The following is a 25,805-nucleotide window of genomic DNA, read 5'->3' as shown; positions in this document are numbered from 1 at the left end:
TTTTAAAATGTCAAATTAAGTCCAACTGTAAATGTCTGCGCATAAGGGAAACTTGTACCTCTTTCCATTTTTACGGTAGAAAATCTAAACAAGTCACTGGTTGATACCATGATCCTGGCCCGCTCCAGCTTCAGGCGTTCCAAAGTACCCTTTGGTAAATCGTAGGATAAAGACAAAGTCTGAAGTCTCAGGAAATCATTTTTTTGAACCAAACGCGTAGTTTGATAAGGCGGCGTGGTGTCATCAATTTTCTTGAATAACACATTATCTCCGGGCTGTTTCCACCTGTCGTATAAAACACGCCTGTCAGCATTAAACCGGGGATCTGAGCCCTCAACTTTCTGTGCCAATGTAGAGTTGTAAATCTTGGCACCATATTCATAAGCGAAAATAAAATACAAATTAAGCCCTTTGTAAAGGAGATTGGACTGGAAAGTTCCCATCCATTCAGGATTCATATCACCTACAATAATTTTATCTTTCGGATCGTAGACAAAGGTCAGGTCTCCGTTTAATTTTCTATAAATTTCATAACCTGTCATCGGATCAATGCCCAGTGATTCTACCACCATTAATGCACTTTGCGACCTGCCTGCCTGATAAGAGCGCAGGGGTTTAGGGCCTGTCACGTTCTCCTTTGAATTTGCTTCCTCATTCATCGCTTCCAATGCATTGGACAGCTTTTTAATTTTGTTTGTATTGGTGGCAGCCCCTAATGTAAAATTCCAGTTTAAGGCATTCTTCTGACCGCGAAGTACATTGAAGCGCAGGCGCATATCCATCCCTTTGTTTTCCATGGACCCCAGGTTTTCGGTATAGCTGGAGAACCCAGTAGAAGGAGCCACATCAATAGGTAACAACAGATTTTGAGTTTGTTTGATATAGGCATCAATGTTCCAGACCAGGAAATTGTTGAACATGGCCAGATCGGCACCTATATTATTCTGTATGGTATTCTGCCATTTTAACGCCGGGTTACCATAGCCGAGCAATTGTGCACCATAATACCCATTGTACTCGTATTCTGAGTTATAATTGTATTTGGTGATTGCCTGATCGGCAGAAAAATTAACCGAACCTGTACTTCCTGTGGAAGCTCTCAACTTTAAAGTTACATCGCTCTTCCACCAGCCTTCTCTATCTACGTTCCAGGCAAGTCCGACCGACCAGAAGGGGGCAAAACGTGATTCTTTACCAAAACGGCTGGAACCATCGGTACGGAAAGAAAGATCCAGGTAATAACGGCTATCGTAGCCGATATTGGCATTGGCAAAAACACCAATCATCCTGGATTTATCAAAATAGCCTGTAGGTTTTGAATTCTCTTTAAATTGCTGCGCATACTGGATAAAATTCATGTTGTCACTCAAAAATCCGGTAGCCGTATAACCTTCGCCAATTCCCGAAGTAGTAACAACGTTTGCCCCCAAACCAATATTGGTCGACACTTTATCCCAAAACACATTATTGTAGGCTCCCGTAATGGTTCCATCAAAATTCAAATCATCACGATCAGAAATGGTGTAACTGCCTCTTTTATTCGTTTCTGTATCTCTGTCAAATGCGGAAGAAAGCGGAGAAAGGTATTGTTCAGTTTTACTTATCTTTTTGCTTAAAGAAGCTCTACCTGTCACCCTAAAATTAGAATTGATGCGCCAATCTACATTAAAGTTATCCTGAATCTCTGTATAGCGATTGTAGTCTGTATTGGGCAAGGCAGCATTAACCATGGGGTTAACTGCGTTATTGAATTCGTAGGAGCGGATAAACTCCCCGGTTTCGCGGTCATAAATCCGTTCAACCGGATTCTGACGGGCATAGGTAGAAAATGAACCGTAAGGAGAATTGACACCTTTTACACCGTTAACGGTCAAATCATTTCTGATCAGGAAGTCAGGTCTTACATAATAGTTAAGACTTACATTGATTCCATAACGGTCACGACCGGATCCCTTCATCACCCCTCTATCTTTGTCGTAGTTTAAGTTTACACCGTAGCGGATGCTTCTGTCTCCACCCTCCACAAAAGCGGTGTAACGTTGGTTAACACTTGTAGTCACGGGTTTAGACAACCAATAGGTATTGACTCCCCGGGCTACTTCAGCCAGGCGGTCACTGTAATCCATATCCAATTTTATCTGTTCCTCACGGCTATTGGTCCGGCTTGTAAACAAACCTGCTAAACGCTCATATTCCAATTTCTCACGGGAATTCATCAAATTATAATCCCGGAGATCCGGTATAGAAAAGGTGGTATTGGAGTTGAAAGAAATCCGGACATCTCCTACTTTAGGTGGGATGGTCGTAATCAAAATTACCCCATTGGCACCTCGGGACCCGTATAATGAGGTGGCAGAAGCATCCCTCAGGATCACGAAAGATTCAATACGGTTCATATCCAGGTCATAGATCCGGGTTGCTGATACCTCTATACCATCTAACAGGTACAACGGCGCATTGGGATTACTTCTTGAATCGTCGGCACTTGACCTCAGGTCAAAGCCATTTTCACCCCGGACAGTAATTTCGGGTACCCGGTTCGGATCGGAACCAAATTCTAAATTCGGTGCCATTCTGATTGAAGGATCAAATGCATTTAGCGCCTGCATAAGGTTCAGGGATCCCACTTTTCTCAATTCGTCGCCCTGTACTACCACCTGAGAGCCCGTAACACTTTGTTTTGTTCTCTTGAAATAACCCGTAACTACTACATCATTTAAACCCGCAGCTTTAGGTTGCAGTGTAATCAACATATTCCTTTTCGGTAAAACTTCCTGTTTTTCGTAACCAAGGTAACTTACCTCCAGAATACGTGTAGAATCAGGGATAGTCAGTTCAAAACTGCCTTTTTCGGCTGTTTTCGTGCCTATTTTTGTATTTTTTACCTGAACAGTGGCACCAACTAAAGGTTCTCCTTTCTCGTTCATTACCCGACCCTTTACGATAAAAGCGGCAATTCTGTCTGTAAACAAATGCGGTACGCCATCGTACAAAGGGCTGAGCAAAACCGTCTTGTCAACAATAGAGAATTTTAATGATTGTCCGTTCAGACATTCGGTTATGGCCTCTGCCAGGGGAACGTTTTTAAGGTTTAACCCGATCCTTACATCAGGATTGAGCAGTTTGGGATTATATAAAAACCCATAGCCGGTTTGCGCTCCCATTTCATGGAATACCTGCTTAAGGCTCATATTTTTCCCTTTAATGGTAACACGCTGAGAAAATGAGCTGGCATTTACGTGTAAAAAAGCAACGAGTATAAAAATAGAAGTGAGTTTCATTATCAATATCGTTCTATTGAAACGCTTATAGAGCGTCTCTTTTCCAGATGTAAGTCCACCAGGGGGCTGGTCTTGCAAAAAACCTTGCTTGCACAAGCTCTTGCAATACTTAATAAGTTGCATACTTTTGTATTGGTTGAGGTTTAGAGTAAAAAAGATATTAGCGTGTCGTTTTTTTTTGGTGAGCCTCAACTGTTTAACGGGTTCCGATGGCGATCGGGATCCGTTTTTTTATGGCTCACAGCGGTCTTTTGGTCTAGGTTTTAATCATAATTGGTTCTGTTTTTTAAGTTTTAAGTTTAGTTGGTTATTTATAGGGTATTACGGTTACTGTTTTTCCATTAATGACAAAATCTACCTGCTCAGTTCCTTTAAGCAGTTTAAGCGTTTTTTTAACATCGTCTCCCCTTGAGAACCATCCCGTTAAGACAACATCGGTAAAATCGCCCTTGTAACGTACATCCACATCGTACCATCTGGCTACCTCATGCATCACTTCCCTGATATCGGTTGCCTCGAACCTGAACATTCCGTCTTTCCAGGCTACAGCAGCATTCACATCAACATTTTTAGCTACCGAGATGGTATTGTCACTGGTATTTAAAGCGGCTTCTTCGCCTGGCACCAGCAAGTAACCAGTCTGGTCTTTACTTACCTTAACTGCACCTTCAAGCAGGGTGGTTTTGATTATATTACTTTCCGCATAAGCATTGACGTTAAAATGCGTACCCAATACTGTTACTTCCTGTCCGCGGGCAGTGACTATAAAGGGCTGAGCAGCATTTTTTGCAATTTCGAAATAGCCTTCCCCATTCAATTCTACCCTTCTTTCCTTTCCGGAAAAACGCGTTGGAAAGCGTAATGAAGAGGCGGCATTGAGCCAGATAGCCGATCCATCCGGCAGAATAATTTTATATTGCCCGCCACGTGGCGTAACCAAAGTATTAAAAGCTATTGCTGCATTTTTCTGCTCTGCTTTCGCTTCGTACACCAGCTTCCCATCTGCGGTTTTGGTTACTACTACACCATTCTTATTGTTAATTTTTCCTTTTGCAACCTGCTCCAGATTAATCACCGTACCATCTGCAAGGGTAAGCCTGGCTTTGTCTGTCTGAGGCTTAAATTTTACATAACTGGTTGTAGCTTGTGTTTCATTAACTGGTTGCGGGTAAAAATAAAATACAGCAGTACAAACGGCAATAAAAAATATAGCGGCGGCGGCGGCCCAGCGAAAATAAAATTGCCTTAAAACTGCCTGGCGCTTTTGAGGAGCTGCTCTTTTTGCCAAAATCTGCTGAAAACCAGCGTCAAGCAGACGTTTGCTTTCTGCATCCATTGGCGCTTCGTACTGGTCTTCCAGCACCGGACTGATTAATGCTTCCAGCAGCTCGTCGTGTTTTTCGGACGCAGACAGGTAATCCAGAAGCTGCTTCATCTCATCCGGACTGCAACTTTGGTCTAGGTATTTTTGAAATAAAATATGGAGCTGCTCTGTATTTTTCAAAAGTTCTTTTTATTGTATTACGCCTGAAAAAAGAAATCATACTACTGCCTGGGAAAAAAAATAAATTTAATTTATGCCGCGGGTAAGCAGGATGGAAAGAATGATCACAAGTGCATCGGTTGAAGACAACATGGCCGTTTTTACACTTTTTACAGCTTTAACCAGCTGATTGCCGACGGTAGCGGACGAAATGCCCAATATTGACGCTGCCTCTTCGTAACTTTTACCTTCCATTTTGCAGAGGTTAAAGATTTTTTGCTGTTGGGGAGGTAATGCCTGGATTGCCTTGTTCAAAATAGCAGAAGTCTCCTTATGAAAAAAAACCTCATCAACATGGTTGTGCAGTTCTGTTCCTACAGCAATGAGGTGGTTCTGCAAATTTGTTTCACGGGCTGCCTTCCGGAAGAAGTCGATAGCCAGGTTTTTGGCAATACTGAAAAGATAGCTTCCAATGCTCTTGTCTACATCAATCGCCGAACGGTTGTTCCATAACTTTACATAGAGGTCCTGCAAAAGATCCATTGCCAGATCTTCTGATTTTACCAGACGTAAAAGATTGTTATAAAGCCGGTTACTGTGCAAGCGATAAATTTCTTCAAACGCATGGTCATCGCCCTGCTTAAGCAGAATCAGTAATCGCTTTTCGTCAGGTAAAGTTGTTGAACTCATGTGAAAGCCAATAGCAGGTTCAGCAAATGTATAAATTTTAATACAAAAAGAGCCTGTCTCACAAAATGTGTCGACAGGCTCTTCCAGGTGTATCGGACTAAACATAAGGCTGTTTATAGGGCTTCCACTTTATCCAGCAGCTCTTGTGCAAGCTTTTGAATCTTCGAAGTCTCGGCATCTGCGAGGCTTCTCGATTTTTTGGCCGCAGCGAGCGCTTCAGGCTTTTTCTTCAGTCCGAGGCATACCAGCGCAAAGGTGGATTGGACACTGTACTCTTCCGGTTCCAGTTCTACTGCACGTTTAGCCATCAGGTAGGCCTGCTGCTGAATGGCAGGCAATGCAGTTACATCCCTGCTTTTACCTCCTGATGATCTTCTAGCCAGGAAACTCAGTTTATCTGCATCATTTTTCAGCTCATTTTTTAAAGCTGCATTGGTCAGTTTTACATAATCATCAGCTCTGTCCTCCTGCAGATAAAACTCTGCTTCCAGCATAATGCCTTGTTTTCTGCGGTCTATCTTATCTGATTTTTTAAAATAAACCAGCTTTTTCATGAAGGCCTGCTCATCTTTACCATAGATATAGCCGTACATGGTGCTGGTAATCAAACGGTCTTTTAACTGATCGCGTTCTTCCTGACTGCCCCATTTGCCATAGACATTTTCATTGGCCATAAAATGCGCACCCAGTTTATCGCTTTCGGTTCTTGCCAGTGTTTTGATTACTTTCCATCCCAGCTCAGTATTTAATTCAGCGGCCGAAATTCCATTAACAATATCCTTTCCTATTTTTTCAGCACTTGATCTGTCCGATTTCTGCAATACCATAAAATAGTCCAGCAGAAATGGCAGATCGCGTGCCCCATCTTCATATTTCCTGTTTAAGAAAGAAAGGTTTTTGCTGGGGTTTGCTGCCTTTTTTCCCTCTTCCAGAAATTCCTCTACCGACATTCTGGAACCTGTACGATGTACGACCTCACCTTTACTGTTTACAAAAAGGAATGTTGGGAAAGACTGGATAGCATATTTCTTACGCAGTTCAATCCCCTCACCTTTTTCCATATCAATTTTGGCATTGATAAAATTGGTGTTATAAAAGCTGGCAACCGGGGCTGCAGTAAATACGTTTTTATCCATCCATTTGCATGGGCCGCACCAATCGGTATAACAATCTACAAAGATCAGTTTGTTCTCAGCTCCTGCCCTGGCTTTGGTTTGTTCCCAGTTGCCGTTTTGGTTGAATTTAATTTCTTCCTGAGCCTGTGCGCTTAAAGCTAAAAGCAGGAAAAGACATGTGAACACTCTATTCATAACCCGGATTTTGTTTAACGACATTGTCTCCTGCTTTTACAGTTGCAAGTGGAATAGGGACAATGTACCTGTTTTTATTGGTTACGTTTGGTTTGTAATTTATGATATTGATGTCTCCTTCAACCGTGAACCGAACCAAATCATACCATTCTTCTCCACTCTCACAACCCAATTCCAATTGTTTTTCTTTAAGCACAGCCTGTAACAATTCAGTCTTCGTCTGCACAGTAGCAGGAATTAAATTCGCACCGGCACGACCACGGATCACATTGATCATGTCTCTTCCTTTAGCTAAATCTGCAGGGTTTCCTGTTCTGATTAAAGCTTCGGCCAAAATCAAATAAGCCTCTGATAATCTTAAAAAATATTCTGTATTGGCGGTTAAGGTCTGACCACTAGCCGACACCGTATTGGTAAATTTGCCATTCCTGGTAGCAACCGGCGTCGTTGTTGTAAAAGTAACTACAATATTTTGTCTCGGATCTCCGGCTAACAAATCGTAATAAGACCTTTTTGGCAGCACATAAGAGCGGAAAGCAAAAGCTTTATTGTTGCGTTCACTTTTATCATCAAACGGGGGAGCCAGTAAAGCTTCTTTTGAATTGAAATTTTTTATAAATATATCGGCAAATTTATCTTCCAGTTTTGCATTTCCCCGCTGATCAATAGTTGCGGTAGCGTACTGGGCAGCCTGGGTGTAGTCCCTCTTATACAGATATACTTTGGCAAGCAACATATTGGCAGCTTGTTTAGATGCATATTTGCCAGATGTGTATTGCGGCGCATTTGCTATGGCAAATTTCAGATCTTTCTCAATTAACGCATAGGTGTCGCTAACCGTAGAGCGGGGCTTTGCAACTATATCTCTAACAGGCGTATCCCAGGTTACAATGCCATATTCTGAGGAAGTATCAAAAAACTGCCCATAAAGCCTGAGTAATGAAAAATGGGCCAAAGCACGTAAAAAACTCGCTTCGGCGATAATTTCATTTTTCCTGTTGTCGGCTGTTTGCAACTTGTCGGTCTTTTCAATAACATGACTGCTTACTGAAATTAAATAATACCATCCTGTATAAATCCCCGACAATTGGGAATTGTCAGCTTTTATATCATTATCTGCAAATTGCTGATACGTACTTCCACCCGAGGTGCTGACGTCAAAACTCAATCCCATACATCCGGTAACAGCTGGTTCAGTAACCAGCATATCGAAAGTATGTAACTGTGCATAAGCTCCGGTCAGAACCTTGTTTGCAGACGCAACATCGGTAATCACGCTTTCTTCACTCAATTTGAAAGGGGGCTCGATGTCGGTTACGTCTACCAGGCTGCAAGCTTGTAACGATAAAGCGAGTAAGCCCGCTACTGCGTATGATAAATATCTCGTTTTCATATTAGAAAGTAATGTTAAAGCCAAAATTAATTGTTCTTGTTGAGGGATATATTCCCGAGTCGTATCCCCCTGCTAAAAGACCAGCACCCGATGATGAGCCGTTTTCCGGATCAGCACCATCGTACCCGGTCAAAATAAATAAATTGGTAACGCCTGCATACAGCTTGATTTGATTAACCTGTTGTTTCATCCATTTCGCTGGGTTAATGTAATAAGCCAACTGAACGTTTTTTAGTTTCAGGAATGACCCATTCTCAACGAAATAATCAGATATGCGTCCATTTTGATTCGGATCTCGGTAAACATTTCTTGGCTGATTCGTATTTTTATTATCCTCAGTCCATCCATTCAAAACCGACCTGTAATAATTTTTGTCGGTATTATAAATTCCTGCACTGGCTTTTGCCCCATTTTGTAGCTTCTGACCATAAGAAAAATAAAACAAAAAAGAAGCTTCCAATCCTTCATAACGAAGCACATGATTCCATCCTCCAAAGAATTTTGGCTCGGCACTACCCAGCTTCACCACATCTTTGTCGGAAATAAACCCGTCCCCATTTGCGTCAACAAATTTTAAATCACCCGGTGCTGTTTTAACCGACTGATAGGTACTGTTATTGGGTGACGCCTGGTTCAGCGCTGTAATTTCAGCTTGAGTCTGGAAAAGTCCGGCTGTTTTATAACCAAATATGGTACCTAAAAGATCGCCTTCTTTAAACCTGTTCAAAGCATTCGAGCTTCCGGAATTGAGTTTTTCTAAACGGCCGATGTTCTTGTTAAAATTGATATCGGTGGTATATTTAAATTTACCCTGGGTAATCACATCAGCTCCAATTACAAATTCAAAGCCTTTATTAGATATATCTCCCACATTTACCATCAGGGAAGTAGCACCTGTTTCAAATGGAACAGGAACTGTTAACAACAGGTCTTTGGTGTATTTGCGGTAAACATCAACTGATCCGCGGATTCTATTGTTTAAAAACGCAAAATCTACGCCCATGTCCGTCTGGTTTGTCGATTCCCAGCGGGCACTAGGGTTAGGCACCGAATTCGGTACTACACCGGTTTGACCATTGTGGAATATAAAGTTGCCATCAGTACCAAAAAGTGTACGGTACATGTTGTCGTTCAGATTCGCTGAGCCTGTTTTTCCGGTAGAGACTCTGATCTTTAAGTCTGATATCCATTTGTAATTTTTGAGGAATGATTCTTCTGAAAGCCTCCAGGCAACAGCGGCTGATGGAAAGAAGCCCCACTGGTTATTAGGACCAAATTTAGTAGACTTATCGGTACGTGCAGTAAACGTGAAGTAGTATCTGCCATTATAATTGTAGTTTGTCCTGGCGAAATAAGATTGCAGACCGGTTAAAGTTCCGTTTGACTTATAACTTTGTATGGACTGAGCAGAACCGAGGTTATTCAACACATTATCATCCGGAAAATTAACTGACTCCAGGCTCATGTTATTCAGCCGATCGGTAGTAAAGGCAGCTCCCACCATTGCATTCAGATAGTGCTTTCCAAAAAATTTATCGAACGTAGCTGTATTGTCAAAAATCATGGAACTGAATTTATAACTGAAATCCTTACGACTTCCCGTTCTTTTATTTTTCATTTCGAAGGGATCGTAGCTAGGTGTATAAGTTACAGTAACATTATCTGTCTGATTGTAGGAAAGTGTTGACCTTAAACGTAAAAATTCAAAGGGTCTTGCCTCCGCAAACATAGATGCCATCAGATTATCTCCGGTAAGTTCATCAATATAATGCGTCCTGGCTACCGGGTTTCCCCCAGTACTGTCAATGGCTGTTGCATATCTGCCATTGCCGTCAAATACAGGGATATCTGGCCTGTAGCTGGCGATATTATAGTAAAAGGTACTCGATGATCCATTTGAGATGCTTTTGGCATAGTTTATATTGGCACCGGCTTTAACTGATTTTACGATTTCAGACTCTATATTGCCACGGATATTGTAACGATCAATATTACTTGCTTTGATGACACCAGCCTGGTTATTCATACTGGCTGAAAATGCATAATTTGTCTGCCCGTTGCCCAAACCACCACGCAAAGCCAGGTTCAGCATATTGGAATAGCTATTTCTGGTGGCCAATTTGCGCCAGTCGGTACTTACCCCTTTATTTTGTATAAAATTGTTTGGAAATGTGACTCCCGCATTGTTATATGCCTGAGTAGCCACTTGAAAAAATTCATCTGAACTCAACATGTCAAAATCTTTGACAAACCGGTCAGTCATCCCCTGGTAACTTAATGTTAACGTAGGTTTACCTTTTCCCCGCTTTGTAGTTACCAAAACAACGCCGTTGGCACCTCTGGAACCATATATAGCGGTTCCTGAAGCATCCTTCAGAATGTCTATACGTTCAATATCTTCGGGGTTAATGGATGCCAGAGGAGAAATCTGATATGACTTCGTAGCTCTGTAAGCTTCAACACCATTTCCCAACCCAATCTGAATCGGAACCCCGTCAATCACATACAGGGGTTCATTTACACCAAATACAGATGAGGCCCCACGTATCCTGATAGAAGCATCAGCCCCCGGAGCGCCGGATGATTTAACCACCATTACTCCTGGCGCACGACCAGCCAATGCAACATCCAGACTAAAAGCAGGTTGTTTTTGCATCTCCCCTACATCTACCAAAGAAACAGACCCGGTCAGGTCACGTTTCTTAACAGCTCCATAACCTACTGACACCTGGACTTCAGTAAGTTCGGAAGGATTTGGCTGTAGGCGAATCACTAAATTTGCAGCTGAACCAACAGGAACTTCTTTTGAAGTATAACCCACAAAAGAAACAACCAGAATAGCTTTCTCATCGATACCTTTCAATTCAAACTCCCCACTTATATTGGTAAGTACTGTTTTCTTGCTATTTTTAACCATCACCGTTGCTCCCGGAAGCGGCAGACCGTCTTCATCCAAGACTTTACCACGTACATCTATTGCATTAAAATAATTGATAACCTTGTCCATAAACCCGGCTTCTTTCTTTTTCAGCAGCACGGTATTTTCGATGATCTTAAAGCTCAGATCCTGGTTTTCAAGGCAGGCATTCAATGCCTCTTCCAGGGTAACCTTATCTAAATTAACCGATACCGTCTTCGCATTTTTAAGCAAACTACTGTTGTAAAGAAAAGTGTAATTGGTTTGTTTTTTGATGATGTTGAGCACCTCTTTCAGGTCTGCATCTTTGCGACGCAGTGTAACGTACTGACCAAAACTGCTTGCTGCAGCCTGCATCAGCGACATGGTGATCAAAATAGCTATCAGGTTCATCCGCATAATAATCCGCCCTCTGGTTGTGGCATTTACAAGAAAACTAGGCTTGTAAATACCTTTAAAAAGTTTAAAATATGAGCCAAGCCAAGGCTTGTCCATACCATTTGAAGTATTAATAAAATACATACATTTGTAAGGTTTAGTTGATAATTTAAGGTGTTTGCTACATGCTTTCATCTGGGCAACCAGATGATTTTGAACGATCAGCTGAACATAAGACCGGGCTGCGATCCGGGCTTTCACCGGGTAAGTGCTTCAACACTTTCCCGGTTTTTTTATTCAGCGACCAGCTCCTTTACTTTGGTGGTAACGCTTTCTTCATGTTTTTAATTTATGTTTGTGTTTCTGTTAATTGCTATTTTACTGAGAAACGATAATTGTGCTTCGGCCCCCGCCCAGCTTTTCAAGCCTGAATTTAACATCCAGGAATTTTAACATATCTAAGAATGTTGCAGCGTTTACATTTCGCGAAACTTCTCCGCTAAAGCGGATAGATGGCACTTTACCTTCATAAAGTACATCCACGTCGTACCATCTGGCTGCCTGCCGCATAATACTGCTCAATTCTGTTTCATTAAACTGGAACATCCCGTTTTTCCAGCTGACGGCCTCTTCCGTGTTTACATTGGTAAGCGAAAGGCTGTTACTCATGACAGCCTGCTGGCCCGGCTTTAACACAAGCGCTTTAACGGGTCCTAATGCCTCGTTGGCGGTAATTTTTACTGAGCCCTCCAACAGGGTAGTTTTACTTGCGGGCTCATCACTAAAAGCATTGACATTAAAATGTGTGCCCAATACGGCTATATCCTGAGTTTCGGTGTGCACATGAAAGGGTTGCTTTTCATTTTTGGCTACCTCAAAATAAGCTTCCCCTTTTAAGGTCACCCTACGTTCATTGGCCGCAAAGACTACGGGAAAACTGATTTCAGATGCTGAATTGAGCCACACCCGGCTACCATCTGGCAGGTTTAACTGGTATTTACCGCCCCTTGGTGTGCCTACGGTATTGTATGTATTGGCAGCTGAGGGCCTATCTTTCGGATTTGCGATTTCATAAACAATTGTTCCATCAGCAGATTTCTTAATACTTATCCCCGATTGTCGGGCTATTTCCCCGTTCGCTACATCATCAAGCACAATCTTCTTTCCGTCTGCCAAAGTAAGCACCGCATTATTTTTACCAGGCTGCAAACTTGCTGCAGCAGCGGCAAATGCCTTTGCTTCTTCATTTTTTAAGTGATAAAAAAAGATCCCAATACCCGCAATCAGCAGAATAGCGGCCGCAGAAACCATAAATGGCCAGATCCGCGTGGTTTTCGCTTGTTGTTCCGATTGTAATCTGCCCCAAACTTTATCCAGATCTGCTGCCTGCTCATCAAAGCTTAACTTTTCCTGCTCCTCAAACGCATAGTCCAGATGCCAGCTTTCCAGCAAAGCCTTTTCCTGCTCGGTACAGGTACCAGCCTCATATTTTGCCAACAGTTCTTTTGCGTTTATTTTTTCCATAGTTAAAGCCACCAGGGCGCTTATTGTATGGAAGACAAATTCGTGTAGCCTATGGGGTAAATAAAAATGAAAATATTTTATTTTTATTGTCAGATCACAACAGAAACAGTACCAGGCCTAGTTTTTCCCGCAAAATCTTTAACGCATGCTGTATGTGTTTTCTAACGGTCTGATCAGAAAGGCCAAGCTGTTCTGCAATTTCCTTATGGCTCAGGTTTGATTTGCGGCTCAATTCAAAAACCTCACGCATTTTAACGGGCAATGCAGAGATTTCTTTTTCGATAAGCGCACTGAGTTCTTTTTCACGAACGCGGTGGTCTGTGATGCAATCGCCCTTATCTATAAAACTTTGAAGGGAAGTAATGTATTGCGATTCCAGTTTCTGGCGGGAAACACGATTAAAAATCTTATTTCTTAAGGACACGTACAGGTATCCGGAAAGGCTGGTACTGAACTGTATGGTTTCGCGCTTGTCCCACAAGGTGACAAAAAGCTCGTGGATAATGTCCATAGCTTCTTCCTTATCGCGCATCCATTTGTAGGCATGGGTATGGAGAATGAATTTATAACGGTTATAGATCTCGGTATAAGCCAACCTGTCGCCCACCCTAAGCAGGCCGACCAGTTCATGGTCTGGTATCGATTGGTAAATGGTCTTCATCCGCTATCTCATTGCAAAGATAGCAATTATGCAATGATTACAGTAAAGATCACCCCGCCATAAAAACGACAAGGTGATCTGAGCAGCGTTCGTGTTTATTTATACTTATTCAACTCCTGCCGGTATTTATTACCGGTAGCCTGAATATCCCAGTTGTATTTATCTTTAAAGTACTTCACAAAGAGATTGTATTTTTGTCTGCGCATGTCATTTCCTTTTAAATATTGCTTATCAATATTTTCATAGGATTCCAACAATATTAGCTTAAAAAAAGCAGCGTACTCCGCTTTAAAAGAGAATGAGGCATAAGGATCCAGGTACCCTCCCTGATCAGCCAGGGCCTGCCATTCTCTGTTTCTTTTGGCAAGATCATAATCAATAAAGTACTGATCCCGGATCTTAGTAAAGGCAGTTCCCCCATCATACGGTTTACCTATCTTTTCGAAATCAGGGATTTCTTCCGGAATCCGGCTGCCAACCATGTCACTCAAATTGCGCCATACTTCCCTGGTTAAGACAGAATCTTTATAGTAATGAACGTTAGCATCCACAACCGGCTGGGATCCATATGTTGTGTTTGGCCACGCAAAAGCGAGTCTGTTCCGGCCGACTACATAAAATTGGTAGCCCCATAGCGGATGCCCGTATGTCTTGATAAAAAATACTTCATTGGGCATAACCTGCTTCACATAATCTTTAGAAATATTAGACAAAAGCGTTTTCATATAGATATAGGCACTTTCCTTTTTGTCTTCATCTACCTTTACCGCAGGATAGCGGGCATTGTTAACATCCTGACCTAAATAAGCGTTGTATACCTCTCTGGAGTCCGTAAACTCAGTTCGCACCCATACACCATAATTTTCATATAATTCTTTTTCAATTGGGTTTGCATTTGCCTTTGGCTTGAATAGCTGCTCCAGTCCCAATTCTTCCGAAGGTAATATTTCGGATTCCTTTGTGCAGCTTGCAAAAGTCATATTGATCAATGCTGCACCTGCTATTAAAATATAATCTAATCTTTTCATTTTATCTCGGATTTAATGGCATTCCAGTACTATTTTCTGATTCGGACGGCGGAATCTGCATAAGATAACGCGGATCATTTTTTTCCAGAGTATAAACTCTGGCGTCTTTGAATACATGTTCAATTTTAGGTTTCCCCAATCTGCGTAAGTCCATAAACCTAAAACCGGCATCAAAAGCAAGTTCCAATCTTCGTTCTTCCAGAACACGGTCCAATACGGCTGTATTATCTGCAAAATCACTGACTTTTAGTGTCTTCACAAAATCTTTACGCATCCTGCTTTTCAAAATCGAATTGATATCGTTTAGTGCAAGGTCAGACTTGTTTAAACGTGCCTGGGCTTCTGCACGAATCAAATACGCCTCGCTGGCCTTAAAACCTACATAATAGCAATAGAGATCTTGTGAGGCATACATCTTATAAACAGTTTTACCCATTTTAATCACCTGTGTAGCATTATCCTCAAAATGATCAAAAACCAACTGCCGGTAATCACTTACATTTCCATACCTGGTACTTAGACTCAGCAACTGTTCAGTCGGTTTTACAGATCCTGTTGAATAATAATATGGATTCATATTTGCACGTCCACCTACAAAAAACATCAATTCTTTATTCAATTGCGTGTCTACAAACCCAAAGTTGTAAGCTAATGCACTTTTAAAACCATTTTCTGTTATCCTTTTTTCAATGCCCGATAAATCTGCCAGAGGATAATTGCTGATGACTGAACCGGCATAGGTTATAGCAGACTCATAATTGCCCATCATTAAATCTACCCGGGCCCTGAATAGCTGTAATGTATTATAGGAGAACCTATATCTATCCGTCACCTTTTTTCCGGTAAGTAAACCCGTCGCCAGTTCAATATCTTTGACGATCTGGTTCCAGACATCACCAATAGGTGTCCGGACATTATTCCCCGCATTTACGTTAACATCTTCGGCTGTAAGCGGCATAGGTACCCCAGGAAGGCCTAAATTGGCCGGACTATAAACATCTGCATAAAAATTAATCAGGTAAAAATAGCTGTAGGCGCGCAACGCATAAGCTTCGCCCTGAACCTGCTCAAATAGTGCTTTCTGTTCCGGCTTTATAGACATACCCTTCAGGTTATCCAAAACCGAGTTGGCATAGTAGATACTCTTGTACATCTGCCCCCAATAAGGGTCCGATTGTGTACCTGGTGCAATTAAGGACGATGAAAAAGTAAACCAGCGTTCAACCTCCTGGGAAGGCTGGACCTCCGCATTAAAATTGACATATACATTGTCAGTCAGCATCTCTGTCTTGATAAAAAAATCAGACCGGGGATATCCTCCAAGTAAAACAGCCTCAAAATCTTCCAGAGATTTGGGTGTCATACTATGTACTGGCTTAATATCTAACATATCTTTACAGCCAATGAGTGCTATAGACAATAAAAGAAACGAATATTTTATAAATTTTATCATGATATTGACTACTAAAATTGTACAGTTAAAGACAAGGAATAGGATCTCGGTACGGGCAGGAATGTGTTGCCAAAATTAATTGCAGTTGCACTTGCACGAGTTGATGAATACGAAAGGATCGGTGATCCTTGTGCTTCTGGGTCCTGCCCCTTTAGTGCTTTATCCTTCCATACATAAAGATTATTTCCCTGGAGTGCCAGCCTGATATTTTGTATGCCTATAGCACGTAACTTTGGTGTAAAATAATCGTATCCAATAGATAAATTCTGAAAACGTACAAAATCTCCTTTAACTGTTCTAAGATCGGAATTGTCAAACATTGCACCATTGTTAGGGTTTAATGCAATTAATGCATTATCTGAACCTACCTCAAGAACCGGAATATTCGTATACGCTTCATCACCAGGATTTTGCCATCTGTTCACCCACTCTTTAGACATATTCTGGGTAGGGTCTGGGAAGCCTAAGTAGCTGCCATTAGACAGATTACGTAAGCGCATCACATTTCCAAAGCTACCCACAAACAAAGCTGATAATGTAATGCGTTTATAGGTAAATGTGTTTGTAAAACCAACCTGGGATTTAGGATTTATCACTCCAGAGTACCCCAGTCCATCTATACTCGTCATTCCATTTAATACTTTCACACCTTCCTTGTCTGTATAGAACGTAGCTCTTCCCTGCTGATTCAGACCAGCATAACGATACGACCAAAGCCCATCAATAGGCTGTCCCACTACTGCTGCCGTTGAATACTGGCTCCTTCTGGAATTAGTCAGACTTTGAACAGTTGGCTTGGCATATACATCCAATACCTTATTCCGGTTAAACCCAAAGTTTACATTGGTAGACCATCTGAAATTGCCATTGTCCATATTAATGGTATTTAAAGAGAATTCCCAACCTTTATTCAACATAGACGCCCAATTGACCTGTATCTGATCGAATCCTGTTACTTGTGATACCTGTCTGCTACCCAGCAGATCAACTGCTTTCTTGTTGTACCACTCTACGTTGAACATCAGCTTTCTTTTGAAAAATCCTGCCTCTAACGCTAAATTTGTGGTGTACGTCTGCTCCCATTTTAAGTTTGGATTCTTGGGCGCATCAATGATGAGATAATTTGATGGATTTTCAAGGGCTACAGCACCAATTCTGGCCACTAAGTCTGAATAAGCCTGAGAAGCAACATTTCCCTGACTGCCATATGATCCTCTGAATGTCAGGTATGAAAGCCAGTTCACATCCCTAAGAAACTTCTCCTCTTTCATCTGATAGTTTGCACCAACTGCCCATAATGGCTGGAACAGTTGATTGGTCTTCAACCCGAAACGATTAGACCCATCCGTGCGTATGTTGAAACTGGCCGTGTACCGGTTATCATAGGTATAATTAACAGAACCAAAATAGGACAAATTTGCGCCGTCATTGAGGTTTTCTCTCCAGTATGGCGCCCCCATTTTTTTCATATAATCAAATTGTGGAATCTGCTGGTGTCCTCTGTCATGAGAGTACCCGTAGACTTCAGCACTAACATCACTGGTCTTGGATTTCCGGACTTCCTGTCCAACCATCACATTCAAATAATGGATATTATTGAAAAATGGATTATAGGTCAACTGATTCCTGAAAGTAATTGAACCATTGTACGAACTGCGGTCTTTTCTATAGCCACCATCTTTCCATACATACACGTATTGACCATTAACTATCTCACGATTGTCTTTTTTTCTGATGCGTACAAAGTAACTGTCGTCAACAGCAATATCTTCATCTGTTGTATTTTGTTTAGCGTAAGAAAAAAGGGAATTAAAGGTTAAATCTTTGATAATTTTATATTCCAAATCCAATGATCCCCTAAAACCGAAGTTACGCGAGTTGCGCCAGCCCTTATCCCTATTTTCCAGGAAATTATACTCCAACCCATTCAAATAAAAATGGCTATAAGTTCCATCCGGGTTCTTTGCCGGTTGCGCACGGGTGGTATATATGGCGTATTCGAAAGGATTTTCTTTAGAATCTACCGCAAAGAAACTCTTGTTTTCACGTGCATTGACATCCATCATTACCCCGAGCCGGATCTTATCGTAAATCCTGGTATACACTTTTAATGATCCCGTGTAAGTTTTTTGTCCAACACCTTTAGCCGTAGCCTGGTCATTCATGTAACTTCCCGAAGCATAAAATGTTGTTCTTTCATCTCCTCCGGAAACACTTAGGTTTTGCCTGTTTGTGACCGAATTTCTAAAAAGATGCTGGAACCAATCGGTATTGACAGTTTCTAAATAGTTAACGCGCTGATTAAAATCATCCCATGTAATTTTTTTATCCATCACATCGATAAAATAACGTTCAAAATCCGAAACGGTATTGTACTCACCTGCGGCTGGAGTGGTTGCATTAAAAACGCCTCTGCGGATCATTTCTCTGTTCACATCGAGACGCTCCTTTGAATTCATCATGTAGGCATCTTCAATCCGGGGTCTTTCACCGAAGGTGAGGTTACTCGAGAAGTTCACACGCGTTTTCCCTGCTTTACCTTTTTTTGAGGTAATCACGATTACCCCATTTGCAGCACGGGTACCATATATTGCGGTCGCAGCCGCATCTTTAAGCACGTTTATGCTTTCAATATCGTCTACGTTGATACCTCCGATACCGGAAGCAATCAGGTTACGGTTGGTCATGATATCATCAACAGACACATTAACTGCATCGTCCAATATGATCCCGTCAACTACCCATAATGGCTGCACGTTTCCACTCAAAGTTGCCGTACCACGGATACGGATCTGCGGAATAGACCCGGGTGCTCCTGAAGTACTCATTAAGGTCATTCCGGGTACCTGTCCCTGCAATAACTTATCAATATTTGGCTGATAAACAGTTTCCAGGTCTTTTAGCTGTATAGTTGTAACAGAACCTGTTAAACTCTTTTTCTTTAATGACTGATATCCCGTTACCACCACATCATTCAATGCACTTTCAGCAGGTACCATCTTCACATTAATTGTAGTACGCTGTTTTACCGCTTCTTCAACGGCATTGTAGCCTACATAAGAAAACACAAGAACCGCGTCATTATCCGGCACGGTAATTTTATACTGGCCGGAGTTATCCGTGGCCACCGTAACACGGCTTCCTTTTAACTTCACGCTTACGCCCGGGAACTCCTTTCCCCGCTCGTCTGTTACTTTTCCTTTAATTTCAATTGCTGCCTGTACAGGCTCACCTGAATCGTTTTTCCGCTGTACAACTACAACATTTTGCCTGATCACATAAGTGATCGGCTGATCTGCTATTAAAACATCCAGGGCTTCTTTTAAACTTACATTCTTCAGCTTTACATGAACAGGTTTTAACCCTTCAAGCGTTTGCGAAGTATATACAAAATTATAGCCGCTTTGCTGCTGCAGCTGTTTAAAAATTTTACTTATTGTAGCGTTGCTTTCAGAAATGCTGATTTTCTGAGCAAGGCCATTTGCGCTTACCTGCATAAAAAAGGCAATCATGATAATAGTGGTCAGCTTCATTATCCGCAATATTTGGTCGGGCAGGCATAGCATTAGCCCCTGCCTAAAGACATTGTAAAAATTCATTACATTTGTTTTGGTTTGGTTTGTTGATAAACTGTTTCTGCAAATTATTGAGTAATCCAAACCGCATGTCAGATTCCGATGGCAGTCGGGTCTGGCTTTTTTTTGGATTACAGGAGGCGTTTAGTAGATTTTAGGGCATAACTGTAATCCTCCTTCCTTCTATTTTAAAGTGTACGGCCTTTGTCAGTTCCAGTATACCCAACACCTCAGACACATCACTGAAGCGGGATACGGTACCTATGTAATTGTTGGGCTGAATTTTACCCTGATAAACCACTTCCACATTGTACCATCTCGAAATCTTACGCATGATACTTTCAATCCCTTCTCCGGCAAATATAAAATTGCCATTTTTCCAGGCCACAGCCTCTTCCGTATCTATATTAACCGTTTGTAAAGCCCTATTTTTCATGATCGCCTGCTGCCCTGGAAGCAGCTGTGCCGCAGCGCCAGATACAGGAACAGAAACCCTAACGCTTCCCTCAAGCAATGTGGTTTTGGTTTCAGGTTCATCATCGTAAGCATTCACATTAAAATGCGTACCCAATACCTCGATTTCCTGCATCCTGTCTTTTTCGGATGATGGCGTCAGCACCTTAAACGGCTGCTCTTTATTCTTCGCTACTTCAAAGTAAGCTTCACCGCTAAGCTCAATCCTGCGCTCCTTTTGTTTGGCAAAACTGGTCGGGAACTTCATCGAAGATGCGGCATTAAGCCATACCTTACTACCATCGGGTAAATTGACCTGGTATTGCCCTCCGCGTGGCGTAGTAATGGTATTGTAAGTCACTTCAGCACCTGTATTTTCCGGTTCCTTGTTTGCCGTATACACCAGCTGACCATCTGCCAGCTTCTCTATACGCACACCTGCTGTTTCCAGCAGCTTACCTCTTCCGGCATCAGTTAACGAAATCTCTGATCCATCGGCCAGGGTAAGGATCGCATCGTTACCTCCCGGCTGAATATCATTGGCATAAAGTGCTTTGTTTGAATCTTTATCCAATCCTCCTGAAAAATACAACCAGCCCCCGACACTTAACGTAATTAATATTACTGCCGCCGCAGCCCATCTGAATAACGGCATCAACAGTCTGCCCTGAGGAATTTTTCTGTCCACAGAAAGAATCTTTTCCAATACCGGCGCCCATTGCTCCGGCTCAACTGTGGTTGGCAACTGTGCATCAATCCGCTTAGCAATGGCATCGCTAACCGGAGTTTCATCCAGCTCCAATAATGCCATCAACTCCTCAGTTTCTGCCCGGCTAAGTGTCCCTTCTTCAAACCTGAGTAGTAAGTAATTTATTCTTTCTTTCATAAGATTCTGATACTAAGAAACCGCAAACCGCACAAAGGACTATCGGTTATAAAAAAATATTTATTTCATTAAAGAAATGTAAGCCAGCACAGAAAGGGCCACTCCATGTTTGTTTAAATGTTCCCGTATGGTTTTAAGCGAGATCACCAGGGCATTTTTTACCGTATTTGGAGAAATGTTGAGGGCCACGGCAATTTCCGGAATACTCATACCATCAGTGCGGCTCATCTGGTAAATCTTTTTGCGCTGTAACGGTAACCTGGCTATCGCCTCCTTAACCAGGTGATTCACATCGTTCAGGTCAATCGCATCCGTCGTACTGTTGCTTTCCTGAGGATGCTCAACACCGAAGCCATCAATTGCTTTTGCCTGTTTAAGCTGCTTACGCAGGTAGTTCAGGCACTCATTTGAGGCATATTTATACAGCCATGCTTTTACATTTTCTACAGCTTCCAGTTTATCCCTGTTTAACCATACCCTTAAGAAAGTATCCTGAATAATCTCTTCGGCAGCATCGGCGGATTTGGTAAATTTTAATGCAAAAGGCTGTAAAACGGGCAAATATTGATAAAAAAAAGCAGCAAAGGCCTGTTCATTGCCTTCAGCAATCTGCTTTAACAGCAATTGCTCCTCGTTTGCGCTCTTTAATGCCATGTTTTAATTCCCCCGGGTACTTGACGGTCCTATTTTTAAGAACTTTAAAATATTTTCAATGTTAAATAAATATTTTTAATTCCTCAGCATCTCCGTAAATTTTCCTTTACAATAGAAAAGGCCGGAAGGATAATCTCCTGCCGGCCTTTTCTATATGTTCCATAAATCTGCAGCTGTTACATGAAACTGCCATCTCCCCTGCGCATAATTCCTCTGCCGCCACGGCCATGTGCACCAGACCATTTTTGCAGCCTCATACTTAGCTTAAGCATAAAGTACCGGCTTGTTGTATTCACAAAAGTATTGGTATAACCACCATCATCGTTCAGCTGGTTATTGATGAAATTATTTTGGTTCAGCACGTCAAAAGCCTGGAATGTAATTTGTCCCCTTCTGTTAAAGAGCTGGCGCTCCAGGCTCGCATTGATGATTAATGGGCTGTTGTTTGTATTTCCCTGAATACCGCTGATAAACTGTTTACTACCATTATAGGTCAGCATCCAATTTTCCCATAAATAAAGGCGTCCATCCAGGTTAACAGAAAAAGTACTGTTGCTGGTATTTCTGAAGCTCGACAAGCTGTTTACCGTTTTATCGTAACGATAGCCCAGATCGGCATTAATTTCAAGCCAGTCTGTAGGGTTGATCTTGGGGCCAAAACGTTGGTTTATCGAAGTGATGTCGGCGGTGTTCAGTAAACCGTCGCGCATATTTAAATTGTGACTGTAATTCATCGTACCGTTCAGGTTCAGACTGTACTTCCTGTTACTGATCTGTTTGCTGATATTGTAGTTACCGGTTAAACGGTAAACACCGCTAACGTTCATGAAACGGGTCTCATTAATTTTTGCTCCGGGGATATCCGGATCCGCAATCTCAACTACGTTCCTGATCACCGCATTTTTTGTATAGGATCCGTTTCCGTTAAAGGAAATATTGAGCTTGGAATTCGCAATATAGTTGTTGTAATCTGCCCTCAGTGTATGTACAAAAGTTGCTGCCAGGTTCGGGTTACCTACAACCGGGTTTTTCTGGTTGGTCACATCCCGCACGGGTTGAATCTGATCAAAGGTCGGTTCTACCGCATTTCCTGAATAATTGAACGATAACTTCTGCTGTCTGGTCCAGCGGTATTCAAACCTGGCGATAGGGATCAGGTTAAAACTGCTGCGATTGGTCGAAGTACCCAGACTCACTTTTGTTCCCGACAACAATGCCGGTACACCGGTTAAACCCACAGAAAACCTCACTTTAGAAGTACTAGCCATACCATACCTAAAGTTCAGCGCTACCCGGCCCTGGGTAAAGGAATAGTCGTAAATATTGCTCAGGGAATCTATGACACCAGACAACCCTGAATCAAGAATATCCCTGGTGGTTGCATCATTTTTATAGCCGTTGTAATTTACCTGGGCGTTTACCTCAAACTGTGTATTCAGGCCAAGGGGCTCCACGTAAGTTAAACTTCCCCTGTAATTGTTGCGCAGGTTTTTCCTGGCAATAATCCGGTTGGTGATATCCTCTTCTTCCCCGGCCGTAAGATAAGCCCTGGTTTTTTGATATTGCTCCTGATCCTGATCCTGACTGTTCCTGTTTAAATCGATTTGTGAAGAGAAATTTCTTCTGTATTTCTTAAAGGTATGCTGATAAAAAGCGGAAATCCCCAATTCCGGCGCAGTTCTCGAATTTGAGTTCCTGATGTTCCGATCCTGGTTTTGCCCCTGGCTAACGTCCTCATTTCTCTGAAAAACCTCAGAACTACTGGTGTTGTTTGAAGAATTGTACTTAAAGCTGGGAACCACCTTCAGGTAATCATTTGAGTCCAGGTCCATCTCAAACTCCAGCTTAAATTCATGGTCTTTCGACTTTTGTAACCTGTTGCTGTTGTTCGTACTGAACAATGGCCCACCATTGGTATTTACAAGCGATTCCGTTTTATTTATATTGTCGTTATTGGAGTTATTGAAACGATAATTAACGTTATACTCCATTTTATTTTTGATCTTATCGCGCAAACTGAAATTGGCGCCCATAGTTTCCGTAGAGCCACTTAGCGAATTGAGGTTAATCACATCCCTGTAATTGCCATTTATCCCCATCTGCTGGTTCCCGTTAATCCGGGTGCCAAACAAGCCTGCTTCCTTTCTTTCATTGCTGCCTCCGGCAGCGTTCATATTCAGCATGTTCCCGACCGACTTATCCGTTCTTGTCGTGATGTTCAATATCTTTTGAGGGTCACCATCCTTAACACCTGTACGTGCCGCCTGGTCGCCATAATCGTCTACAATCTGAATCTTATCCACTATCTCGGCCGGCAGGTTTTTAATGGCATTGGCAATGTCGCCCCCAAGATATTCCTTACCATTCAGTTTGGCCTTGGCAACTGTTTCTCCCTGGTGCACTAAACTTCCATCGGTACCCACCTCCATACCTTCCATCTTCTTCAAGAGCTCATCAACCGTAGCGTTTTTCCTGACCACATAATCACTCGCCTTATATTCTACGGTATCCGTTTTATAGGTAATAGATGGCGTCCCTTCAATTACAACCTCATTTAAGGTATTTTTCTGTTCCTTCAGATAAATCGGGTCCATTACAATCCTGGGAATCATGTCGTTCTGTTTAAAACGCATGGCCTTTGATTTCTCATAGCCTATACTCTGTATCACCAATGTATAAGTGGCTGATTTTACATTCTTAAAGATGAATATACCGTCAGAGTTTGTACTCGTTTTTAAGGTATCCTTATCTGACGTTAAACTCACCGTGGCACCAATTACGCCAAGATCTGTACTGTCCTTTACAATACCGCTGATCTCACGCGTTGGAAGCGGAGGTGGCGGATCTTGTGTTTTAGGCTTGTCCTGAGCAAAAAGCTGTGCAGCACTAAACAACAGGAAGAAAAAGGGAATACTGAGGCGCATCATTAAATTAAAGTAATGTGCATGTGGGGGACTGGCGTACAATTGTACAGCGTTAACCTGGTTCAAAGATTTCATTTGTGTGTGGGTGTGTATTAGTTTGTGTGTTGTGTTAAAGCGAATGAGTCCCTGCCGTTAACAACTGTCTGCTATGTTTGCTATTATTTTTTGCTTAATGTATATTTCCCCCAGAAATCTGTCGGGCTCACCAACTCCTGGAAGTTAAAGCCTCCGCCACCTCCAAATCCACCACGACCACCGCCGCCAAAGCCACCGCGACCGCCGCCGCCGCCACCACTAACAACAACAGTTCCGCCGCCACCGCCGCCGCCACCTTCAAAACCTCCGCGGCCACCGCCACCTCCATCAAAACCATTGAACTGCAAACCATTAATTTTAATGTTGTATGCAAATTCTTTTGGAGCTTCTGTAGAAAGACCTAAAGCCTCTAAGGGAATAGCCACCTCATAAAAAAAAGAATTGTCTTTCTCGATGTTGGCAAAAGCTTTAACGCCATATTCGTTATAAATGGAGAGTAAAGTGTCGGTTGTATTTTTAAAACCTCTGATCTTAATCTCCTTGGCCTGCACAAGCTGTGTTTTTTGCATAGCAGCCATCATAGAATCCCTTTGTTTGGTGTTTGGTTGCCCGCCGGCGGCCCCCATTGCCATTCCCATGGCCCTGAACTGCCCTCTTCCACCACCACCAGGTCCACCTCTCATACCCGTCCTGTGAATGATCGGATAAGTCAGGGTGATGCTCTCTTTTTCTTTTTTCTTGCCATCCGGATTTACAGAAAAAGTAATACCCCCAGCCAGTATCTTATTATTGTTGAACGCATCTGTCGATTTGATCACCAGATAAAGGTTCTTATCATCATTGCTCAGCAAATAGGAAATATTTGTCCGCTTGTTAGCCGAAAAGTCCGAAGCGTTCCATTCAAAATTTTTACCGTCAATTTTAACCGTATGCGGAGCCTGTATGCTCACCTCCTGCAGTTCGGTCACTTTCTGTGCATTTGCAGCAAGGCTAAAGCTGCCAAGCAGCAGCATATTTAATATCGGCCTGATCAATCCTTGTTTCATATCTGGTGTTTTTTTTGCAACATTTTAAGGTTAAGACTTCTTAAAAGTGCTTAGGTTTAATCTGAAATGATACAATCACCCCATAATTTAACCCGCACTATAAAAAAGCCCAC

Annotated in this window: 15 protein-coding genes; all 15 read right to left on the bottom strand. The window is 42.2% G+C overall.

What is annotated here, in order from left to right:
• Positions 1–2: 2 nt before the first annotated feature.
• Positions 3–3,281: a SusC/RagA family TonB-linked outer membrane protein gene (locus tag ABIE26_RS01925; protein ID WP_310140652.1), complete on the bottom strand. Its 3,279-nt coding sequence runs from the start codon at positions 3,279–3,281 to the stop codon at positions 3–5.
• Between the two features lie 307 nt (positions 3,282–3,588).
• Complete coding sequence (locus tag ABIE26_RS01920) at positions 3,589–4,785, bottom strand: FecR family protein (RefSeq protein WP_310140653.1); 1,197 nt, start codon at positions 4,783–4,785, stop codon at positions 3,589–3,591.
• 66 nt (positions 4,786–4,851) lie between these two features.
• The gene (locus ABIE26_RS01915; protein WP_310140655.1) at positions 4,852–5,559 is read right to left on the bottom strand and encodes an RNA polymerase sigma factor; all 708 of its coding nucleotides are present in this window, start codon (positions 5,557–5,559) and stop codon (positions 4,852–4,854) included.
• Positions 5,560–5,567: 8 nt separating this feature from the next.
• Entirely contained in the window at positions 5,568–6,764 is a 1,197-nt protein-coding gene (locus ABIE26_RS01910; RefSeq protein WP_310140656.1) for a thioredoxin family protein, read from the bottom strand.
• On the bottom strand, positions 6,757–8,157 hold the full coding sequence (locus tag ABIE26_RS01905) for a RagB/SusD family nutrient uptake outer membrane protein (protein WP_310140658.1): 1,401 nt from the start codon (positions 8,155–8,157) through the stop codon (positions 6,757–6,759). The genes ABIE26_RS01910 and ABIE26_RS01905 overlap by 8 nt, the downstream gene beginning before the upstream one ends.
• Position 8,158: 1 nt before the next feature.
• Positions 8,159–11,596 (bottom strand): TonB-dependent receptor, encoded by a 3,438-nt coding sequence (locus tag ABIE26_RS01900; protein ID WP_310140661.1) that lies wholly within the window; start codon positions 11,594–11,596, stop codon positions 8,159–8,161.
• A 234-nt stretch (positions 11,597–11,830) separates the two neighbouring features.
• Entirely contained in the window at positions 11,831–12,976 is a 1,146-nt protein-coding gene (locus ABIE26_RS01895) for a FecR family protein (protein WP_310140666.1), read from the bottom strand.
• 94 nt (positions 12,977–13,070) lie between these two features.
• Positions 13,071–13,637: an RNA polymerase sigma factor gene (locus tag ABIE26_RS01890; protein ID WP_310140669.1), complete on the bottom strand. Its 567-nt coding sequence runs from the start codon at positions 13,635–13,637 to the stop codon at positions 13,071–13,073.
• Between the two features lie 95 nt (positions 13,638–13,732).
• On the bottom strand, positions 13,733–14,665 hold the full coding sequence (locus ABIE26_RS01885; RefSeq protein WP_310140672.1) for a hypothetical protein: 933 nt from the start codon (positions 14,663–14,665) through the stop codon (positions 13,733–13,735).
• 1 nt (position 14,666) lies between these two features.
• Complete coding sequence (locus ABIE26_RS01880) at positions 14,667–16,055, bottom strand: RagB/SusD family nutrient uptake outer membrane protein (protein WP_354375528.1); 1,389 nt, start codon at positions 16,053–16,055, stop codon at positions 14,667–14,669.
• 74 nt (positions 16,056–16,129) lie between these two features.
• Positions 16,130–19,651 carry a SusC/RagA family TonB-linked outer membrane protein gene (locus ABIE26_RS01875; RefSeq protein ID WP_310140678.1) on the bottom strand — a complete coding sequence of 1,174 codons (3,522 nt, stop codon included), beginning with the start codon at positions 19,649–19,651 and terminating at the stop codon, positions 16,130–16,132.
• A gap of 196 nt (positions 19,652–19,847) precedes the next feature.
• On the bottom strand, positions 19,848–21,032 hold the full coding sequence (locus tag ABIE26_RS01870; protein ID WP_310140680.1) for a FecR family protein: 1,185 nt from the start codon (positions 21,030–21,032) through the stop codon (positions 19,848–19,850).
• Positions 21,033–21,092: 60 nt separating this feature from the next.
• The gene (locus ABIE26_RS01865) at positions 21,093–21,686 is read right to left on the bottom strand and encodes an RNA polymerase sigma factor (RefSeq protein ID WP_310140682.1); all 594 of its coding nucleotides are present in this window, start codon (positions 21,684–21,686) and stop codon (positions 21,093–21,095) included.
• A gap of 176 nt (positions 21,687–21,862) precedes the next feature.
• Positions 21,863–24,685 (bottom strand): outer membrane beta-barrel protein, encoded by a 2,823-nt coding sequence (locus ABIE26_RS01860; protein ID WP_310140684.1) that lies wholly within the window; start codon positions 24,683–24,685, stop codon positions 21,863–21,865.
• A gap of 83 nt (positions 24,686–24,768) precedes the next feature.
• Positions 24,769–25,692: a hypothetical protein gene (locus ABIE26_RS01855; protein ID WP_310140687.1), complete on the bottom strand. Its 924-nt coding sequence runs from the start codon at positions 25,690–25,692 to the stop codon at positions 24,769–24,771.
• Positions 25,693–25,805 lie beyond the last annotated feature (113 nt).

It is taken from the genome of Pedobacter africanus (assembly GCF_040548825.1).
In the GTDB taxonomy this organism is placed as follows: Bacteria; Bacteroidota; Bacteroidia; order Sphingobacteriales; family Sphingobacteriaceae; genus Pedobacter; species Pedobacter africanus_A.
The sequence above is the reverse complement of the archived record's forward strand: the minus strand, read 5'-3'. Positions and strand labels throughout refer to the sequence as shown.

What these genes read in the sequence shown, in the direction of transcription:
- ABIE26_RS01915 (WP_310140655.1), bottom strand. Translation starts at nt 5,559, where the DNA reads ATGTTTAGTCCGATACACCTGGAAGAGCCTGTCGACACATTTTGTGAG.
- ABIE26_RS01895 (WP_310140666.1), bottom strand. Translation starts at nt 12,976, where the DNA reads ATGGAAAAAATAAACGCAAAAGAACTGTTGGCAAAATATGAGGCTGGT.
- ABIE26_RS01885 (WP_310140672.1), bottom strand. Translation starts at nt 14,665, where the DNA reads ATGAAAAGATTAGATTATATTTTAATAGCAGGTGCAGCATTGATCAAT.
- ABIE26_RS01890 (WP_310140669.1), bottom strand. Translation starts at nt 13,637, where the DNA reads ATGAAGACCATTTACCAATCGATACCAGACCATGAACTGGTCGGCCTG.
- ABIE26_RS01900 (WP_310140661.1), bottom strand. Translation starts at nt 11,596, where the DNA reads ATGTATTTTATTAATACTTCAAATGGTATGGACAAGCCTTGGCTTGGC.
- ABIE26_RS01870 (WP_310140680.1), bottom strand. Translation starts at nt 21,032, where the DNA reads ATGAAAGAAAGAATAAATTACTTACTACTCAGGTTTGAAGAAGGGACA.
- ABIE26_RS01860 (WP_310140684.1), bottom strand. Translation starts at nt 24,685, where the DNA reads ATGAAATCTTTGAACCAGGTTAACGCTGTACAATTGTACGCCAGTCCC.
- ABIE26_RS01905 (WP_310140658.1), bottom strand. Translation starts at nt 8,157, where the DNA reads ATGAAAACGAGATATTTATCATACGCAGTAGCGGGCTTACTCGCTTTA.
- ABIE26_RS01925 (WP_310140652.1), bottom strand. Translation starts at nt 3,281, where the DNA reads ATGAAACTCACTTCTATTTTTATACTCGTTGCTTTTTTACACGTAAAT.
- ABIE26_RS01875 (WP_310140678.1), bottom strand. Translation starts at nt 19,651, where the DNA reads ATGAAGCTGACCACTATTATCATGATTGCCTTTTTTATGCAGGTAAGC.
- ABIE26_RS01855 (WP_310140687.1), bottom strand. Translation starts at nt 25,692, where the DNA reads ATGAAACAAGGATTGATCAGGCCGATATTAAATATGCTGCTGCTTGGC.
- ABIE26_RS01880 (WP_354375528.1), bottom strand. Translation starts at nt 16,055, where the DNA reads ATGTTAGATATTAAGCCAGTACATAGTATGACACCCAAATCTCTGGAA.
- ABIE26_RS01910 (WP_310140656.1), bottom strand. Translation starts at nt 6,764, where the DNA reads ATGAATAGAGTGTTCACATGTCTTTTCCTGCTTTTAGCTTTAAGCGCA.
- ABIE26_RS01865 (WP_310140682.1), bottom strand. Translation starts at nt 21,686, where the DNA reads ATGGCATTAAAGAGCGCAAACGAGGAGCAATTGCTGTTAAAGCAGATT.